General features: G+C 64.3%; 15 protein-coding genes and 1 pseudogene. 10 read left to right on the forward strand and 6 right to left on the reverse strand.

What is annotated here, in order from left to right:
- Positions 1–73 precede the first annotated feature (73 nt).
- Both GA566_RS32895 and GA566_RS10995 read left to right on the forward strand, forming a co-directional pair.
- Complete coding sequence (locus tag GA566_RS32895; protein WP_171020303.1) at positions 74–217, forward strand: hypothetical protein; 144 nt, start codon at positions 74–76, stop codon at positions 215–217.
- Between the two features lie 85 nt (positions 218–302).
- On the forward strand, positions 303–1,505 hold the full coding sequence (locus tag GA566_RS10995; protein ID WP_160472744.1) for a DUF2863 family protein: 1,203 nt from the start codon (positions 303–305) through the stop codon (positions 1,503–1,505).
- A 73-nt stretch (positions 1,506–1,578) separates the two neighbouring features.
- Here GA566_RS10995 and GA566_RS11000 read toward each other — a convergent pair whose 3' ends face one another.
- Positions 1,579–2,247: a tRNA (guanosine(46)-N(7))-methyltransferase TrmB gene (locus tag GA566_RS11000; RefSeq protein ID WP_171020304.1), complete on the reverse strand. Its 669-nt coding sequence runs from the start codon at positions 2,245–2,247 to the stop codon at positions 1,579–1,581.
- Between the two features lie 106 nt (positions 2,248–2,353).
- On the opposite strand from GA566_RS11000, the pseudogene GA566_RS11005 reads away from it, so the two are divergent.
- Positions 2,354–3,932 (forward strand): annotated as a pseudogene (locus GA566_RS11005) (ABC transporter substrate-binding protein).
- 74 nt (positions 3,933–4,006) lie between these two features.
- On the opposite strand, the gene GA566_RS11010 reads toward GA566_RS11005, so the two are convergent.
- Both GA566_RS11010 and GA566_RS11015 read right to left on the reverse strand, forming a co-directional pair.
- Entirely contained in the window at positions 4,007–4,927 is a 921-nt protein-coding gene (locus tag GA566_RS11010) for a spermidine synthase (RefSeq protein ID WP_171020305.1), read from the reverse strand.
- Positions 4,928–4,956: 29 nt separating this feature from the next.
- Positions 4,957–5,727, reverse strand: a complete 771-nt coding sequence (locus tag GA566_RS11015) for a tetratricopeptide repeat protein (protein ID WP_137923159.1) — start codon at positions 5,725–5,727, stop codon at positions 4,957–4,959.
- Between the two features lie 167 nt (positions 5,728–5,894).
- Here GA566_RS11015 and GA566_RS11020 point away from each other — a divergent pair, with 167 nt between their 5' ends.
- Positions 5,895–6,386, forward strand: a complete 492-nt coding sequence (locus GA566_RS11020) for a hypothetical protein (protein ID WP_160472745.1) — start codon at positions 5,895–5,897, stop codon at positions 6,384–6,386.
- A gap of 68 nt (positions 6,387–6,454) precedes the next feature.
- On the opposite strand, the gene GA566_RS11025 is transcribed toward GA566_RS11020, so the two are convergent.
- The 3 genes from GA566_RS11025 to GA566_RS11035 all read right to left on the reverse strand — a co-directional run bounded on the left by GA566_RS11025 (position 6,455) and on the right by GA566_RS11035 (position 10,611).
- Positions 6,455–6,949, reverse strand: coding sequence for a DNA-deoxyinosine glycosylase (locus GA566_RS11025; RefSeq protein ID WP_160473281.1), 495 nt, complete (start codon positions 6,947–6,949; stop codon positions 6,455–6,457).
- Between the two features lie 118 nt (positions 6,950–7,067).
- Positions 7,068–8,969 (reverse strand): molecular chaperone HtpG, encoded by a 1,902-nt coding sequence (gene htpG / locus GA566_RS11030; protein WP_160472746.1) that lies wholly within the window; start codon positions 8,967–8,969, stop codon positions 7,068–7,070.
- A gap of 106 nt (positions 8,970–9,075) precedes the next feature.
- A complete protein-coding gene (locus tag GA566_RS11035; RefSeq protein ID WP_137923163.1) occupies positions 9,076–10,611 on the reverse strand; it encodes a PLP-dependent aminotransferase family protein in 1,536 nt (511 codons plus the stop codon).
- A gap of 84 nt (positions 10,612–10,695) precedes the next feature.
- Between GA566_RS11035 and GA566_RS11040 the strand changes: the two genes are divergently transcribed.
- From GA566_RS11040 to GA566_RS11065, 6 genes are all read left to right on the forward strand, one after another.
- Positions 10,696–11,373, forward strand: coding sequence for a VOC family protein (locus GA566_RS11040; protein ID WP_160472747.1), 678 nt, complete (start codon positions 10,696–10,698; stop codon positions 11,371–11,373).
- A gap of 30 nt (positions 11,374–11,403) precedes the next feature.
- Positions 11,404–12,120: an alanyl-tRNA editing protein gene (locus GA566_RS11045; RefSeq protein ID WP_137923165.1), complete on the forward strand. Its 717-nt coding sequence runs from the start codon at positions 11,404–11,406 to the stop codon at positions 12,118–12,120.
- Between the two features lie 5 nt (positions 12,121–12,125).
- Positions 12,126–12,761, forward strand: coding sequence for a LysE family translocator (locus tag GA566_RS11050; RefSeq protein ID WP_160472748.1), 636 nt, complete (start codon positions 12,126–12,128; stop codon positions 12,759–12,761).
- Entirely contained in the window at positions 12,758–13,726 is a 969-nt protein-coding gene (locus GA566_RS11055) for a DMT family transporter (protein ID WP_160472749.1), read from the forward strand. The genes GA566_RS11050 and GA566_RS11055 overlap by 4 nt, the downstream gene beginning before the upstream one ends.
- A 12-nt stretch (positions 13,727–13,738) precedes the next feature.
- Positions 13,739–14,194: a RidA family protein gene (locus GA566_RS11060; RefSeq protein WP_160472750.1), complete on the forward strand. Its 456-nt coding sequence runs from the start codon at positions 13,739–13,741 to the stop codon at positions 14,192–14,194.
- 130 nt (positions 14,195–14,324) lie between these two features.
- Positions 14,325–15,512, forward strand: coding sequence for a PLP-dependent aminotransferase family protein (locus GA566_RS11065; RefSeq protein ID WP_160472751.1), 1,188 nt, complete (start codon positions 14,325–14,327; stop codon positions 15,510–15,512).
- Positions 15,513–15,546: the final 34 nt, after the last annotated feature.

A 15,546-nucleotide genomic window follows, 5' to 3' on the forward strand; every position in this document is an offset into this window, starting at 1 on the left:
CTGCCCTGCCAGACTCGTCTCCACGCTTTGCAGCGTTACCTATACCTACAGAATCACAGTTTGGAGACAAATCATGGTCAAGATCCTGATCGCTTTCATCGTTGTAGCTGGCGCATGCCTGTACCTGCTCACCAAGGGCGGCGGCGAGGTATCGATGGCGGGCGAATCGCACACCACTGAATCCCACGCCCCGGCCGCCCCGGCTGCACAGAAGTAATCCACAAGGCAAGGGTTCGCCAGCACTGCGCCTGTCAACGCAGCGAGTAGAATACCGTTTTACGTAAAAACGGACGTCTTCACCTATGGCAGGTTTTCGCCCCAAGTCTTCTTCCCGACTCTCGCCCGATGCCGAGCGGCTCGTGGCCGACGCGCTCGCCCTGGATGCATCGGGCAGCCGCATGGAGGATGGGTACTGGGAGCGGCGGCTGTCGCAGCGGCTTCACCGCCTGCTGAAAAACGGCAGCCAGACCGCGCTCGACGCGGCTCTCGAACACCTGTTCAAGCACAACGCCGATGCGTCCGACGTGCTTGCCGAACAGGCCGAGACGCTGGCGGAATCCGCCACGGTCGAGATCGATGGCATCAAGCACGATGCCCTGCTGATCGCCGCGCCGATCCTGGCTCACACGCGCTACGCCATTCCTTCGGGTGCATTGAAGCCCGAACTGGCGCAGACGCTGGCTGTTCACCTGCAGGCGCACGTCCTGGCCAAGGACACGCAGGTGGCGCTGTCCCCCTATCTCTACAGCATCGACCAACTGCCGCGCAGCCATAGCGACACGTTTGCGCTCACGCACAAGCTGGCCTCGGCGGCCATGGCCGGCGTCGTACCCAAGGTCGATCTGAAGGACCTGCCCGAAACGGCACCGATTCTGGCCGATCCGCGTTACCTGCTGGCCGTGGTGGTGGCGCCGCATGAAGGCGCGCTGTTCCGCTGGCAGGAAGATGCCAAGGAACATCACGCCGAGCGCTCGGTCTGCCTCGAACAATGGCGTCAGCAGGTACAGCCCACCGTGGCCGTGCTGCTGCCGGGCTGCGAATTCGAACTGCTGCTGCCCGATGCCTTCTTCCTGTCGTGCCGCGAATCGGACAAGAGCATCCGTCCGCTGACGGTGCGCGCCGCAGTGAACTACCTCTGCGGCACGCTCGACGTTCCGGCTGGCCAGCTTTCCGCCGTGGTGGCAGGTTTCGGCGAGGAAGTGGTCGAGGAATACCGCGTCGGTTTCACCATGCGCGGCGAGAAGGATGTGATCTACGGCATCGTCTGGCCAGTCTATGGCCGCGAGTCCGGCGAGGTCGATGCCGAGGAAAAGGGTAACCCCGTCGAGCAGATCTGCGAGGAACTGCGCAACGCGGGTGTGGAAGACATCTTCCGCCACGCCGCGCTGTTCGATCCCGAGTATTGCGAGGATTGCGGTACGCCGCTCTACGCAGACCGCTCGGGCGAGATTGTGCATGCCGAGTTGCCGGAAGACGCGCCGACGCAGCAGCCGCTGTTTCATTGAGGCACGCTCGCCTCTTTGTTTTGTTCCCCTCTCCCGCAACGCGGGAGAGGGGAACGTCTAGCGGGAAATCAAGCTACTCCCGCACGCTTACACATCTCCACAGCTCATGCCCTGACGCCCCGTACTTGCGTTCGAACGGCGTCATCGGTGTTTCCGGCTGCCACACCGCCGTCTGCGTCGGACGTCCCACCATCGACAACGCCGCGGCGAATTCGTCGATGTAGATCTTCCAGTTGCTCCGACATTCGAGATAGTCGCCGCACGCTGCCAGCGCCGGAAACACGGCATGGCCCTGCCAACGCCGCGACAGGTGGCCGATCTTGGGCCAAGGGTTCGGATACAGCACATAGTGGCGCTTCACGGGCACCTTGCCATCCTGCAGCAAGCGCCAGAAATCAACGAGATCGGCGCGCGCCCAGTGGAAATTGCCGGGCATCTCCGCTTCCCACCAATCCTTGCCGGCGGTCAGACGCTTTTCCGACTGGTCGATCCCGATCACATAGTGATCAGGAAACGTGGTCGCCAATCGCAGCGTACTCTCTCCCACTCCACATCCCGCATCGATGATCAGCGGCTGGCCGCCAGCGCGCTGCCAGGCGTCGATGGCGATATCGAACGCGCGTTGGGTCGGAAAGCCGATCGGCTTGCGGAACGGCTCATCCAGGTGACGCTGCAGCAGCGTGGCGAGATGATCGTGGATGCCGGTCTGGGCCGACAGGACAGTGCGGGAATTGGCGAACATGGGCGCGATTGTACCGGCATGCCCCAGCATGTATCGGACATGGAAGGTCATTTGGCGGCACAATAACGGCCAATCCGCGCCCACCAACGTACGAGGAGTCCCGTCCATGATCCAACGCATCCGCCGCACGCTGCTGAAAGCCTCGCTATCCCTCGTGCTCGGCGCCAGCGCGTTGACGCTGCTGCCCGCCAACGTTGCTCATGCTGAAGACCTGCGTATCGGTCTGGCCGCCGACGTGACTTCGATGGACCCGCACTGGAACAACGCGGGCCCGACACGTTTTTGAATCGCTCGTGTTCATGGACAAGAACGCGCGCTACATCCCCGGCCTGGCGCTCTCGTGGAAGCCCATCAATGCCATTACGTGGGAAATCAAGCTGCGTCCCAATGTGAAATGGCATGACGGTACGCCGTTCACGAGCGAGGACGTCAAGGCATCGCTCGAACGTCCCGAAAAACTGACCAACGCACCGGGCTCGTTCACGAGCTACACCAAGCCGATCGCCCGCATCGACACGCCCGACGCGCTGACCGTGCGGCTGACCATGAGCGTGCCGAACTACGCCAACCTCGCCAACGACCTGAACAGCGTACCGATCATGCCGAAGAAGATCGCGGCCACGCTGACGCAGGCCGATTTCGATTCGGGCAAGGCAATGATCGGCACAGGCCCGTACAAGTTCGTCCGATTCGCGCGCGGCCAGGAAATCGTGATGACGAAGAACCCCGACTACTGGGGACCGAAGCCCGTATTCGACCGCGCGATCTTCCGCATCCTGACCGATAACGGTGCGCGGACTGCGGCACTACTGGCCGGTGACGTCGACGTGATCGAGACCATCCCGGCTGCGGACGTGGCGAAGCTCAAGCAGAATCCGAAATTCAAGATCGAGCAGACAGTCTCGTGGCGCACCATCTTCTGGCAGATGGACCAGTCGCGCGACAACCCGCCGTTCGTCACCGACAAGTCCGGCAAGCCGCTCGGCAAGAATCCGTTCAAGGATGCTCGCGTGCGTGCCGCCATCAGCAAGGCGATCAACCGTGACGCCATTGTCAGCCGCATCATGGAAGGGCTTGCCGTACCGGCCTCGTCGATTGTCTCGCCGCCGATCTTCGGCCACCCGGGCTCCAAGCCGGATGCCTACGACCCCGAAGGCGCCAAGAAACTGCTGGCCCAGGCCGGCTATCCGGATGGTTTCGGACTCACGTTGCACGCCACGAACAACCGTTACCTGAACGACGCGCAAGTGGCCCAGGCCACGGCGGGCATGCTGACGCGCATCGGCATCCAGACCAAGGTGGAAACGCTGCCCGTGGCGGCGTACTTCACGCGCGCGCGGCAAGGCGATTTCGCATTCGAAATGCTTGGCTGGGGCTCGGCCGCCGCCGACGTGGCGCTGCGTTCGATCACGGGCACGCCGAATCCGAAGACGGGCTATGGCACGTGGAACTGGGGCAAGTACAGCAATCCGAAACTCGACCCGCTGATCGAGAAATCGCTGACGACGGTATCGAGCGAGAAAGACCGCGAGCAGAACGCCCGCGTGGCCGCGAAGTTCGCACTGGATGACCACGCGATCATTCCGTCGCACAGCCAGTTGGCGATGTGGGCGATGCGCAAGGGCATCAAGTATGAAGCGCGAACGGATGAATGGTCGTTGGCGCAGTTTTTTGGGAAGGAGTGAGGGTTTCACTCTGCCTCCCGGTTTGTTCCCCTCTCCCGCCTTGCGGGAGAGGGGAACAAACCAGCGGTAAGCAACTAAATCACCAACCTTTCCTCCTGCCGCGCATTCGCCGCGCGCAGTTTCTTCACCCAGTCCTTCGCCGGCAGCTTCGTCGCTGTCTCGACGATTTCCGCGCGCGCTTCCAGCGTTTCCCATGACACGTCGATGGCCGGGCCGTTGAAAGCCAGCGCGATGACGTTGCCGTCGTGCACTTCCGGAAACACCAGCACCCGGTTATCGAAGGCATCGCAGATGCGCTCGATGTTTTTCGGGAAGCTGTCGTGGTCACCGAACAGGTTGATCGTCATCACGCCGGGTGCTTTCAGCACACGGCGGCAGGCACGGTAGAACGCCGTGGTGTCGAGCACTGGGCCGCGTGCCGTGGCGTCGTAAAGATCCACCTGCAGCGCATCCAGCGCGGCGGTCTGCGCGCCATCCATCACGTAGTCCCACGCATCCTGCTCGCGCACGGTCAATCGTGCGTCGTCGTCGCGCAGGCCGAACATGCTGCGTCCGGCGACGATCACTGCCGGGTTCAGTTCCACTGCCGTGACTTTCGCTTTCGCGAAATGCCGATAGCAGAACTTGGTCAGTGCAGCGGCGCCGAGGCCGAGCTGCGCCACGTGGAAGCCTTCGGTTGCGGGCGACAGGAACAGCAGCCACGCCATCATCTGCTGTGCGTATTCGAGTTCGATGGCGTCGGGCTTGCGCAGACGCATGGCGCCCTGCACCCACTCGGTCCCGAAATGGAGATAGCGCACGCCATCCATTTCCGAGAAGGTCACGGGAGCGAAGCGCGGCGTCATGCGGCGCTCGTCAGTGCGGTCCGTGGGATCGGATTCCTCATGGAAATCGTTCGCACGATCAGCACGATGGGGGCGGGAGGATTTGCGTTCGCCGCGCGCGGGGCGGCGCGAGGCCACGGCCTCGATCGATTTGCGTTTCAGAAGCGTCATAGAACAAAAGAGTGCGCCAATGGCGCGGATCATTGGCCCAGCGCGACCTGGGCGCGCTGCAGCCATTCGCGATTGTGTTCGCGAGCATGACGCGGCCAGTGGCGCGCGTCGTGGACGATTTCGGTATAGAGCGCCTTGGCGCGCTCGCGATCCGCCGCATCGGGCTGCTGCGCCAGCCAGTCCGCAAACAGGCAACGTGCCGCCACGTCGCTGGCGTTAGTGAGCGCCCGCTCGAACGCGTCGCGCGTACCCGGCGCGCCCACGGCAGCTAGCGCGCGGGCATACATCAGCGACGGATCGGACTGGTTCGCAGCCTGCGGATTGGCCGCGAACAACCGCTCCAGCGTGGCCTGAGCATCGGCAGGACGGTTCGTGGCCAGTTGCGCGCGCGCCAGCCCTTCCAGCAGCGCCGGATCGGAAGCGAATGGCCCATTGGCCGCCGCCTGATAGTGCTCCAGCGCCTCGGGCGCATTACCGGCATCAAGCAGCGCGGCACCCAGGCGCATGCGGTGATCGACAGTCGGCGCGCGGTCGAACGCATCGCGCGCTTCCCGCACGGCCCGGTTCGGATCGACGATCTGCTTGATCGCCCGAGAGGCCGCCCGCGCGCCGCGCGTCTGGCGCAGGCTGGGCAGGTAGATGGCGAAGAAATAGACGATGCTGCCCAGTCCCGGGAAGATAAACAGCAACAGCAGCCAGTACATGTTCTGGTGGGTACGGACAGCATGCACGGCGAAAAAGATCGCCACGATGACGTGCAGGCCGATGCCGCCAATTCCAAGATTCCCGAGATTCAACATATTCAATGAAGCCCTTCGAGGTTGCAGTAAAGGTCAGACATGGCCGCGATTGTGACAGATGCGGCCGGCAATCCGGTAAGACCCCGGTACGCCCCTTAAGTTTTCGCACGACCGGCCGATGAAGATGAGGGCTCTCCCTTCATCGCCCTTCGATTGGAAAAAGAAGAATGACATCAATCAACAGCATTGCCCCGCGTATCGCCGTTGCCAGTGACGCGACGGTCACCAACACGCATCGCTTCACCCAGACAGCGGACGAAACGACAACCCAGACCACGGAAGACCAGGCCACCTCGGCTGTATCGTCCAGTACCGAAACTGGCGACAAGAGCCGCATCGAGGGCCCAGCCGGCGTGGGAAAGGGCGGTGGTGCCGGCGGCGCCGAAAGCAGTTCGGATGACAGCGAATCGGTGGTCATCCAGACGCTGAAGGAACAGATCGAAGCGCTCCAGAAACAACTGGCCGCGCAGACTGCGCAACTCCAGGCCGCACAGGACGCGCCCACCGACGACCGGACCAAGGCTACTACCGTCGCCACCCTGCAAGCCGGCGTGACGTCCACGCAGGCCGCACTGTCCGCCGCCATGTCCAAGCTGGCCGCTGCCTATCAGGAACAGTCGGGCTCCAGCACGGGCAACATCGTCCATACGACGGCCTGAACGGCCGGATTCTGGAAGGGAAGCCTGCTCCGCCGGCATTTGCTGCCGGCGGCGCGCACGCTCACCTCCTACATCAGCCACTCCCGCAACCCCAGCCACCTCACCAACTTCTCCGCATACGCCAACGTATAAGCCGGGCTGCTCGACGGCAGGTTCACGATGGTATGCCGGTCGGCATGCTCGCCCAGGGCTTTGATGCCGATCTTTGCCGCCGTGCCGCCGTTGAATGCGATGGCCTTGAGTTCGGGCAGCGTAGCGATCAGGCCGATGAGGTCGTTGCCCTGGTGATCCTTGATATTGCTGTCGAGACTGCCGTCGCGGCGGGCTTCGGCGACGACGTCCCAGAGGCCGACGCGGTGGTGGCGTAGCGTGGCGAGGCGGTTGTCGTAGGGGAGATTGACCAGGTCGACTTCGAGGACGTCGCTCATCAGGTGCCAGAAGCGGTTCTGCTTATGCGCGTAGTACTGCGATTGCGCGAGCGACACTTCGCCGGGCAGGCTGCCCAGGATGAGGATGCGGGTGTTGGTGTCGACGACCGGGGGGAAACAGCGTTTGGTGGTCATCGTCATCGATTGGATGGGCGATAGCAGTGGTTGAGAGGCTTGCCCTCACCCCCTGCCCCTCTCCCGCAGGCGGGAGAGGGGAGCAAACAAGCGGGATGGTTGGACATCCCGCAGTACATCAAGCCAGCAACCGATTCACGCGCTGCACGTAGGCCGCCGGATCTTCCAGCATGCCGCCTTCGGCCAGCAGGGCCTGGTCGAAGAGTACGCGGATGCGGTCGCCGAATGCAGCGTCGTCTGCCACGTCGCGCAACTTCTTCACCAGTGCGTGCTCGGGGTTCAGTTCGAGGATCGGCTGGGCGTCCGGCGCTTTCTGGCCGGCTTGCTTCAGCAGGCGCTGCAGGTAGCCGCTCATGTCGCCTTCGTCGGAGACGAGGCACGATGCCGAATCGGTCAGGCGCAGGGTCACGCGCACTTCCTTGGCCTTGCCTTCCAGCACGGCGGTCGCGCGGTCGACCACGTCCTTCCATTCGGTGGTCGCCTTCTCCTGTTCGGCCTTCTCGGCTTCGTCGGCCAGCGCGCCGAGGTCCAGATCGCCACGCGCCACGGACACCAGTTCCTTGCCGTCGAAATCGCGCAGGTACGACAGCATCCACTCATCCACGCGCTCGGTCAGCAGGATGACTTCGATGCCCTTCTTGCGGAAGACTTCGAGGTGCGGGCTCGACTTGGCGGCGGACCACGTATCGGCAGTTACGTAGTAGATCTTGTCCTGGCCTTCCTTCATGCGGCCCACGTAGTCAGCCAGCGATACCGATTGCTCGGCCGTGTCATTGTGCGTGGAGGCAAAGCGCAGCAGCTTGGCGATGCGTTCGGCATTGGCGTTGTCCTCGCCCATGCCTTCCTTGAGCACCTGGCCGAACTGCTCCCAGAACGTCTTGTACTTGGCGCGTTCGGCTTCGTCCTCGCTCTCGGCCATCGATTCGAGCATCGACAGCACGCGCTTGGTGGAGCCTTCACGGATCGCCTTCACGTCGCGGCTTTCCTGCAGCAGTTCGCGCGAGACGTTCAACGGCAGGTCCGCCGAATCCACCACGCCCTTGACCCAGCGCAGGTACGACGGCAGCAGTTGCTCGGCGTCGTCCATGATGAATACGCGCTTCACATACAGCTTCAGGCCCGCCTTGTGATTGCGATCCCACAGGTCGAACGGTGCACGCGCCGGGATGTACAGCAGTTGCGTGTATTCACTGCGGCCTTCCACGCGGTTGTGCGTCCACGCCAGCGGGGCTTCCTGGTCATGCGCGATGTGCTGGTAGAACGCCTGATATTGCTCGTCGGTGATATCGGACTTGCTGCGCGTCCAGAGCGCGCTGGCCTGGTTCACGCTTTCCCATTCGCCGGTCTGCTTCTGCGTCTGCGCCTCGGCATCCCACTCTTCCTTGGGCATGCGGATCGGCAGCGAGATATGGTCCGAGTACTTGCGGATGATGTGTTGCACGCGGTACGACGACAGGAAATCATCCTCGCCTTCGCGCAGGTGCAGCGTGATCGTGGTGCCGCGCTCGGCGCGGTCGATCGCATCGATCGTGAATTCGCCATCGCCAGTGCTTTCCCAGCGCACGGCATCGCTCGCGGCCAGACCCGCGCGGCGCGTTTCCACAGTGACCTTGTCCGCGACGATAAACGCCGAGTAAAAGCCCACGCCGAACTGGCCGATCAGCGCGGCGTCCTTCTGCTGGTCGCCGGACAGTTGCTGGAAGAACTCCTTGGTGCCCGAGCGCGCGATGGTGCCCAGGTTGCGGATCGCCTCGTCGCGGCTCATGCCGATGCCGTTGTCGGTGATCTTCAGCGTGCGGGCGGCCGGGTCGATCTCGATCTTGATGGCGAGGTCGGCGTCGTTCTCAAGCAGGGCCGGATTCGCAATCGCTTCGAAGCGAAGCTTGTCGGTGGCGTCGGAAGCATTCGATACCAGCTCGCGCAGGAAAATTTCCTTGTTGCTGTACAGCGAGTGGATCATCAGGTGCAGCAACTGCTTCACTTCCGCCTGGAAGCTCATCGTTTCGTGCGGTGCGGTCATGGTTCTCCTCTTGAATATCGAAAAACGGGTCTGCGCAAAGGTGCCCCGCTCCGTGGTTCCAGAGCGGGATCGTTGGCGCAGGAAATAGGGTCGAAAGCGGCTTATTTCAAGGGCCGGTGGTACCGGAGCCCGCCGGCAGCCCGGAAAGCCGTTCCATCTGGTCCGCCAGGAAGCGCAACATGCCCGGGTCGGCACTGCTGGCGACGTTGAAGCGCGTCCACGTGGAAGGCATCTGCGAGGGTGAAAACAAGCTGCCCGGCGCGAACAGGTAGCCTTCCTCGTGCCCGGCCGTAGCAATCACATTGGTGTCCACGCCCGTATCGGCCCACATGTACATGCCGGCCACCTGCCCCGGAAAAATCCGAACGCCTAGACGCTCAAGCCGCGCGCGGGTCTCGTCGCGGGCGCGCTCCAGCCGCACCCGCACACGCTCGGTGTGCTTGCGGTAGTGCCCCTCGGTCAGCACCTTGTAGACCACGCGCTCGTTGATTTCCGGTGTGGCCATGCCGGTGACGAGCTTGCTGTCGGTCAGCGAAACAGCCAGGTCCGGGCTGGCGGCGATAAAGCCCACGCGCAGGTTGGCCGCCAATGTCTTTGAGAAACTTCCCAGATAGATCACGCGCTTCAACTGATCCAGGCTGGCCAGCCGCGTGGCGGCGTGCCCCGGCGGGCAGAGGTCGCAATAGATATCGTCCTCGACGATGGTGAAGTTGTACTGCTCGGCCAGTTGCAGCAACCGGAACGCGCGCGCGGCGGATAGCGAGGTCCCGGTGGGATTGTGCAGCACCGAATTGACGACGATCAGCTTGGGACGGTGCGCCTGGGCGATGCGCTCCAGCGCCTCCAGGTCCGGGCCGTCGGCGGTATAAGGCACACCGATCACGTTGGCACCCTGCGTGGCAAAGCGCGCGAACATCACGAACCACGCGGGGTCGCCCACCACCACCGTATCGCCGGGTTGCAGGAATTGCCGCGCGATCAGGTCGAATGCCTGCGTGATGCCCGAGGTCATGACGATCTGGTCGGGCGTGACGCCGATCTCCAGTTCCTCCAGACGGGTACGCAGTTGCTGGCGCAGCGGCAAGAACCCAAGCGGCGTGCCACTCGACAGGAAATGCCCGCCCGGCTGCCGGCCCAGGCTGCGCATCGCGCCCGACAACAGTTCGCCATCGAGCCATTCATTGGGCAGGAATCCCCAGCCCGGCGCCTTGTGGCTCTCGGCGGAGTGGAACATGCTGCGCAGCAGCCAGGTGACATCCACATTGCGGATGGCCGGCGACGTGGGCGGCACCACCACCGACGGATGCGGCAGCCGATCCCGCACGTAGAAGCCCGAGCCCCGGCGCGATTCGAGATAGCCCAGCGCCACGAGCCGCTCATACGCCTCCACCACAGTAAAGCGCGAAATCCCTTTCTCCGACGCGAGCTGGCGGATCGACGGCATGCGCATGCCGGCCCGGAACACGCGCTCGTCGATGCGCAACCGCGCCCATTCGGTGAGCTGTTCGACCAGCGTCATCTGGGCCGAGGGGATCGGGTCCGGCAGACGTGCTTGTCCGCTCGATGGCATCACAAGACGCAAAGGTCTCGTGCCGCTTACGGCACTTTCTGAATTCCCGCTATGCTTCTCGCTGCCGTCCATGTGGCGCTCCCGCAACTGTACTGAAGACGATTTGCTCAACTGTATCGGTACTGTACCGACTACCTTGACTACCATCAACCATCCATGAATCTCGCCATTGACCATCTCGTGATCGCCGCACCCGACCTTGACGCGGGTAGCGAACATGTCGCCAGCATGCTCGGCATTGCGCCGCAGGCCGGCGGCGCCCATCCACGCATGGGCACGCATAACCGCGTGCTGGGGATGTTTGGCGGGATGTATCTGGAAGTGATTGCCATCGACCCTGCCGCGTCTGCACCCGAGCGGGCGCGCTGGTTCGGCCTCGACAGCGAGGCCGTGCGCGAGCGTCTGCGCGATGGCCCCTTCTTCGCACACTGGGCAGCCCGTGTCGAACGTCCGGCCGACCTGTCGCGCTGGCAGGCGCAGTACCCGGACAGGATCGCCCCGGCCATTCCGATGGATCGCGGCGCGCTGCACTGGCGCCTGACGGTGCCTGACGATGGCAGCCTGCCCGCTTGGCAAGGCGAGGCAGCCAGCGCTGGCGAGGGCCTGTTTCCGACGCTGATCCAGTGGGACGTGCAGAATCACCCCGGTATCAGCCTGCCTCGACAGGATCTGGCATTGCGCCGCCTGCGTGGCCAGCATCCGCATGCCGAATTGCTGCGCCAGGGGCTGGCATGGATCGGCGCCGCGTCGCTGATCGACATCGAACAGACTGACGGCCCGCCCGCCCTGCTGGCCGAGATCGAAACCCCGACAGGGCTCAAGACCCTGCGCTGACCCGAAACGACACCCAAGGAGCCCCCACCGATGTCCGCCACCACGCTGAAGCGCTTCGACGACGACGCTTACCTCGATCACTGCGAGGCCACAGTCGTGGCAGTCAGCGAGGCGGGCATCGAACTGGACCAGACCGTCTGCTACGCCCGCAGTGGCGGTCAGGCAGGCGACACGGGCACGCTGACCACACCCGATGGCCGCGAAATCACGCTGGCCGATACGGTCTACGCCGAAGACCGCACGCGCATCCTGCACGTGCCGGCAGCCGACATGCCAGCGCTGCAGCCGGGCGACCGCGTGACAGTGAACATCCACTGGGCCCGCCGCCATCGGCTGATGCGCCTGCATACTTGCCTCCATCTGCTCGGCTCCTTGATTCCCGTACCGGTTACGGGCTGCAGCATCTCGCCTGACTCTGCGCGCATTGATTTCGATCTGCCCGAATCCACGCTCGACAAGGCGGTGCTGACCGAACAGCTCAACGCGCTGATCGAGGCGAAAACCCCGGTGGGCATCGACCGCATCACGCCCGAGCAACTGGCCGCCCAGCCGGATCTGGTGCGCACGGTGGGCGCGGCGCCGCCAGCCGGTACGTCGACTATCCGCATCATCGAGATTCCGGGCGTTGACCGACAACCCTGCGGCGGCACGCACGTGGCCAACACAAGCGAGATCGGCGCCATGGTGGTCACCAAAATCGAGAAGAAGAGTCGTACCAACCGGCGCGTGGTCGTCAACTTCGCGTGACCGGCATGGAAGCGTGGCTCACCGGCCTGTCGATGGCCCAGTTCCTGGCGTTGGTCACGCTGCTTGCGGTGGGCGCCTTTACGCCTGGCCCCAACACCACGGTGGCAGCGGTCACCGGCGCCAATTTCGGCTTTCGCGCCACGCTGCCGCACTGCGTGGGCGTGGCCGTGGGCTTTGCCAGCGTGATCGCACTGTGCGCCAGCGGCATCGGCGCGCTGGTGATGGCGAGTCCGACGCTGGCGCTGGTCATCCGCGTGGCGGGCGTGCTCTATCTGCTGTGGCTGGCCTGGCGCATCGCGCGCAGTGCATCGCTGGCCGAGAAGAGCGTGCTCAAGCCGATGAACGTCTGGCAGTCGGTACTGATGCAGTACGCCAACATCAAGGCGTGGATGCTGGCGCTGGCCGTGGCGGCTTCCTACACCGAAGGCGCGCCGTCGCTGGCGCAGCGCGTGCTGCTGGTCAGCGTGCTGTTCGCCACGTTCGGCTTCTTCAGCAACGGCGCCTATGGCGTGCTCGGCGCATCGTTGCGGCAATGGCTGATGCACGGCAACCGCGTGCGCTGGTTCAATGGGGCGATGGGGCTGGCGCTGGCACTCACGGCAGTCTGGATCGCCATCGCCGGCGCACCCCATACGTCATGACCACACGTTCCCCTGCTCCCTCCGCCGGCATGCTGCTCGGTTTCATCGGCGTGGCGATCTTCAGCCAGACGCTGCCGTTCACGCGCATGGCCGTGGCCGAACTCGACGCCACGTTTGTGGCGCTGGCGCGTGCCGTGATCGCCGCCGTGCTGGCCGTGGCACTGCTGGCCGCGCGCGGCGCGCTGGCATCGGAGCGGCGCCCGCGTGGCCGTCAGTGGCTGCGGCTGGCCGTGACCGCGCTGGGTGTGGTGGTGGGTTTCCCGCTATTTTCTTCGCTGGCCATGCGCGAGGTGCCTGCCGGGCACGGCGCTATCGTGATCGGCCTGTTGCCGCTGGCAACAGCCGTGTTCGCGGCGTGGTTCGGCGGGGAGCGCCCGTCGCTGGCGTTCTGGCTGTCGGCACTCGCCGGTAGCGCGCTGGTGGTGGCTTTTGCCTTCTGGCAGGGCGCGGGTGGCCTGCAGCACGCGGACTGGTTCCTGTTCCTGGCCGTGGTGCTGGGTGCGCTGGGCTATGCCGAAGGCGGCAAGCTGTCGCGCGAGTTGGGCGGACTGGAAACGATCAGTTGGGCGTTGGTGGTTTCGCTGCCACTTTTGCTGCCCGTAGTGGCTTGGCTAGCCATGGCGCACGCGCCAGAAATCGCCGCCGCATCGCCACGTGCGTGGCTCGGCATGGCCTATGTGTCGGTCTTCTCGATGTTTATCGGCTTCCTGTTCTGGTACGCCGGGCTCGCAAAGGGCGGCGTGGCCCGCGTAGGACAGATACAATTGCTGCAGCCGTTCCTCACGCTGGCGGGCGGCGCCCTGATCCTGGCCGAGCCGCTCGATGCCGCCACCGTCGCTTTTGCCGTGGCGGTGATTGCCGTAGTAGCCCTGGGACGACGCGCCGCCGTGCGCAACACCGCACCCGCCTCCGCACCAGCCCCCGCTGGAGAAACGCCCCCTATTCTTCCAGGACGCATTCACTGACAGGAGTCACGCATGTCCGTCTACGACACCCTTGCCCGCCTCGGCGTGGAACTGCCCACCGCCGGCGCCCCGGCTGCCGCCTATGTCATGGCCGCCACCACCGGCAACACCGTATTCCTGTCGGGCCACATCGCCCGCCGCGACGGCAAGCCGTGGGCTGGCAAGCTCGGCAAGGATATCGATACCGCGACCGGCCAACAGGCGGCACGCGGCATCGCCATCGATCTGCTGGCCACGCTGCACGGCCATATCGGCGACCTGAACCGCGTCACGCGCATCGTCAAGGTCATGAGCCTGGTGAACTCCACGCAGGAATTCACCGAGCAGCACCTGGTGACCAATGGCTGCTCCGAGTTCCTGGCCGAAGTCTTTGGCGAGAAAGGCAAGCACGCGCGCAGCGCGTTCGGCGTGGCGCAGATTCCGCTGGGCGCCTGCGTCGAGATCGAGATGATCGTCGAGATTGCCTGATCGCTTGATGGCTTGATCGCCTGATACGAAGATACTCAGTACAGAGACAAACGCCGGGCCGGCCTGCCAGTCAACGCCCCAAGGCCCGGCGCATATGAAACGCGATTTACCCCACCCAAGAGAACCAATCATGAAATGGGCCATCTCCCGCCGGGCACAGCAACTCACCAGCTCGGCCATCCGCGAAATCCTGAAAGTCACCGAGCGTCCGGAAGTCATTTCCTTCGCCGGCGGCCTGCCCTCCCCGGCGTCGTTCCCGGTAGCGGCCATGGAAGCGGCGGTGGCCCGTGTATTCGCCGATAACCCGCAGGGCGCGCTGCAATACGCGGCCACCGAGGGTTACCTGCCGCTGCGCGAGTTCGTGGCCAAGCGCTACAACGTGGGGGTCGAGCGCGTGCTGATCACCACGGGTTCGCAACAGGCGCTGGACCTGATCGCCAAGGTCATGATCGATCCGGGCAGCCCGGTGATGGTGGAAACGCCGAGCTACCTGGGCGCACTGCAGGCGTTCTCGCTGTTCGAACCCGAGTTCGTCTCGGTGCCGACCGACGAGCGCGGCCTGATCCCCGAAGCGCTGACACCCGAACTGACCGCTGGCGCGCGCTTCCTGTACGCGCTGCCGAACTTCCAGAACCCCACGGGCTGCCGCCTGCCTCTGGAGCGCCGCCAGGCACTGGTGCAACGCGCGAAGGACCTGAACCTGCTGCTGGTCGAGGACGATCCCTACGGCGAACTGAGCTACACCGGCAACACGCTGCCGACGCTGCTGTCGATGAATCCGGACGGCGTGATCTACATGGGTTCGTTCTCGAAGATCCTGGCCCCCGGCATGCGCCTGGGCTTTGTGATCGCCCCGCCCGACCTGCACTTCAAGCTGTGCCAGGCCAAGCAGGCATCTGACCTGCACACGCCGACCTTCACGCAGCGCATTGCGTACGAGACCATCAAGGACGGCCTGCTCGACACGCACATCCCCACCATCCGCGAGCTCTATGGCAAGCAGTGCGCCTACATGCTCGACGCCCTGAAGCGCCATATGCCGGAAGGCGTAACGTGGAATGTGCCGGAAGGCGGCATGTTCATCTGGGTGGAGTTGCCCGACGGCCTGAACAGCATGACGATCCTCGAGGAAGCCGTGCGCCGCAATGTGGCCTACGTGCCGGGTGCGCCGTTCTACGCTGGCAACCCGCGCATGAACACGCTGCGCCTGGCCTTTGTGACGGTGCCGCCGGAGCGGATCGAACAAGGCATGACGGTGCTGGGCGAACTGTTCCGCGAAGCCATCGCCAAGGCGTCGCCGCAACCGCACGCCGCCTGAGGAAAGCCGATGCCGACCCTGGAACCGTACGAGC

Source organism: Cupriavidus sp. SW-Y-13, assembly GCF_009793345.1.
Taxonomy (GTDB): Bacteria; Pseudomonadota; Gammaproteobacteria; order Burkholderiales; family Burkholderiaceae; genus Cupriavidus.

Coding starts and splice junctions, on each gene's coding strand:
- GA566_RS32895 (WP_171020303.1), top strand. CDS start 74: ATGGTCAAGATCCTGATCGCTTTCATCGTTGTAGCTGGCGCATGCCTG.
- GA566_RS10995 (WP_160472744.1), top strand. CDS start 303: ATGGCAGGTTTTCGCCCCAAGTCTTCTTCCCGACTCTCGCCCGATGCC.
- GA566_RS11000 (WP_171020304.1), bottom strand. CDS start 2,247: ATGTTCGCCAATTCCCGCACTGTCCTGTCGGCCCAGACCGGCATCCAC.
- GA566_RS11010 (WP_171020305.1), bottom strand. CDS start 4,927: ATGACGCTTCTGAAACGCAAATCGATCGAGGCCGTGGCCTCGCGCCGC.
- GA566_RS11015 (WP_137923159.1), bottom strand. CDS start 5,727: ATGTTGAATCTCGGGAATCTTGGAATTGGCGGCATCGGCCTGCACGTC.
- GA566_RS11020 (WP_160472745.1), top strand. CDS start 5,895: ATGACATCAATCAACAGCATTGCCCCGCGTATCGCCGTTGCCAGTGAC.
- GA566_RS11025 (WP_160473281.1), bottom strand. CDS start 6,949: ATGACCACCAAACGCTGTTTCCCCCCGGTCGTCGACACCAACACCCGC.
- htpG (WP_160472746.1), bottom strand. CDS start 8,969: ATGACCGCACCGCACGAAACGATGAGCTTCCAGGCGGAAGTGAAGCAG.
- GA566_RS11035 (WP_137923163.1), bottom strand. CDS start 10,611: ATGGACGGCAGCGAGAAGCATAGCGGGAATTCAGAAAGTGCCGTAAGC.
- GA566_RS11040 (WP_160472747.1), top strand. CDS start 10,696: ATGAATCTCGCCATTGACCATCTCGTGATCGCCGCACCCGACCTTGAC.
- GA566_RS11045 (WP_137923165.1), top strand. CDS start 11,404: ATGTCCGCCACCACGCTGAAGCGCTTCGACGACGACGCTTACCTCGAT.
- GA566_RS11050 (WP_160472748.1), top strand. CDS start 12,126: ATGGAAGCGTGGCTCACCGGCCTGTCGATGGCCCAGTTCCTGGCGTTG.
- GA566_RS11055 (WP_160472749.1), top strand. CDS start 12,758: ATGACCACACGTTCCCCTGCTCCCTCCGCCGGCATGCTGCTCGGTTTC.
- GA566_RS11060 (WP_160472750.1), top strand. CDS start 13,739: ATGTCCGTCTACGACACCCTTGCCCGCCTCGGCGTGGAACTGCCCACC.
- GA566_RS11065 (WP_160472751.1), top strand. CDS start 14,325: ATGAAATGGGCCATCTCCCGCCGGGCACAGCAACTCACCAGCTCGGCC.